General features: G+C 44.8%; 1 protein-coding gene. It reads left to right on the top strand.

Features of this window, described 5'->3' with window-relative positions; genetic code table 11:
- Positions 1–144 precede the first annotated feature (144 nt).
- The gene (locus ACMV8I_RS21285; protein WP_498867140.1) at positions 145–1,587 is read left to right on the top strand and encodes an IS1182 family transposase; all 1,443 of its coding nucleotides are present in this window, start codon (positions 145–147) and stop codon (positions 1,585–1,587) included.
- Positions 1,588–1,771 lie beyond the last annotated feature (184 nt).

Genomic DNA, 1,771 nt, shown 5'->3' with positions numbered 1-1,771 from the left:
GAGCGCAGGCTGTGTGAAAACTTCTGATCACTTTTTGGTCTAAGCAATGAATTTATATGATCAACCATTCTCGATAAACCCGTGCGGTAATATTTTTTTTCTAATAAAATTAGAGGCATATAAATGAACTTCACGGGAGTTTATATGGCCCAACACATTAAAGGTCAAGGCAGACATCAAGTGACTTTGCTCCCTGAAGCGCTGGATGATTTTGTCACTGAAGATAACCCTGTCAGAGTGGTTGATATATTTGTAGATGGATTACAGCTGGATTCTCTTGGCTTCGAGAGAGTTAATGCAAAGCAGATTGGGCGGCCCGGATATCACCCCGCAACCATGCTGAAGCTGTACATTTATGGATACCTGAACCGCATTCAGTCCTCCCGCAGGTTAGAAAAAGAGGCCCATCGGAACGTTGAACTGATGTGGTTACTTGAGCGATTAACGCCTGACTTTAAAACCATTGCCGATTTCAGAAAAAGTAACGGTAAAGGTATCAGGAATGCTTGCCGGGCCTTTATTGACCTGTGTCAGCAGATGCAAATGTTCACCGATGTGATTGTTGCCATCGACGGCAGCAAGTTCAAGGCGGTAAACAGTAAACCGAACAACTTCACACCTCAGAAAGCCAAAGATCATATTGAGCGGGTTGAGCAAAGCATCACTCATTATTTAAATAAGCTGGATGAAGCCGACAAGAATACGGAGCCTGATGCCAGCACAAAGTTAACAGCGACTAAACTGGCATGGCTGCAAAAGCACTTACGGGAGCTTCAGAAAATTCAACAAGCTGTCGGGCAACAACCAGACAAGCAACTGTCTTTAACTGACCCTGATTCCCGGTTGATGAAGACAAATAACATGAACCGGCAAATTTGCTACAACGTGCAAACAGCTGTGGATACGAAGAACCATCTGATTGTTGCGCATGAAGTGACGAATACACCAGACCGTGGGCAGTTAACTGCTGTGACAAAATTAGCGCAAGATGCTGTTGGCAAAACGGATATTACAGTTCTAGCTGATAAAGGCTATTACAGCCGGAGTGATATTAAAGCCGCTCAGGATTTAGGTGCCGTAGCCTTAGTACCAAAAGGTGATACCTCTGGCGCAGACCGCAAAGGTCTTTTCAATCGATCATTGTTCAAATATGACCAAGAAAAAGACATTTATATTTGCCCTACAGGTAGCGAGCTTCAGAACAGGTTTACGGTAGTCGAAGATGGGTTAGAGCTGCAAATGTACTTTAACCATATTGCATGTCGCGATTGCAGCCAGCGGTCAAGGTGCACCACATCAAAACGCGATCCGAGACGTATAAGACGCTGGGTTCATGAAGCCGAAATGGAAGATATGCAGACCAGGCTTGATGCATCGCCACAAACAGCTGTCGTGCGAAAGCAAACGGTAGAGCATCCGTTCGGAACAATTAAAATGTGGATGGGGGCAACTCACTTCCTGATGCGACGATTTAAAAACGTCAGCACAGAAATCAGTCTGCATGTGCTGGCTTATAACCTGAAAAGGATGATGTCGATCTTGGGTAATGAAGGATTGGCCATTAAGCTGCGAGAGCAATACAACTAGCGGGTATAACCGCTTTAGCCCCTGATAATCACTCAATAGCCCTCGATACCAGGCTTCAAAAGCCTCGAACTGCCTCTATATCTAAATTACTCCGAATGCAGTCAATATCTGGAATATCTTGCGTTCCTGAACGGGGATAGTACTCAGATAATGCAAAAACCGAGTTTTCACACAGCCTGAGCGA

The sequence above is a fragment of the Ewingella sp. S1.OA.A_B6 genome (assembly GCF_049889095.1).
Lineage (GTDB): Bacteria > Pseudomonadota > Gammaproteobacteria > Enterobacterales > Enterobacteriaceae > Ewingella.
This window is presented reverse-complemented; position numbering and strand designations above follow the sequence as displayed.

Excerpts from the sequence above, each read along its gene's own strand:
- ACMV8I_RS21285 (WP_498867140.1), top strand. The coding sequence starts at position 145 with ATGGCCCAACACATTAAAGGTCAAGGCAGACATCAAGTGACTTTGCTC.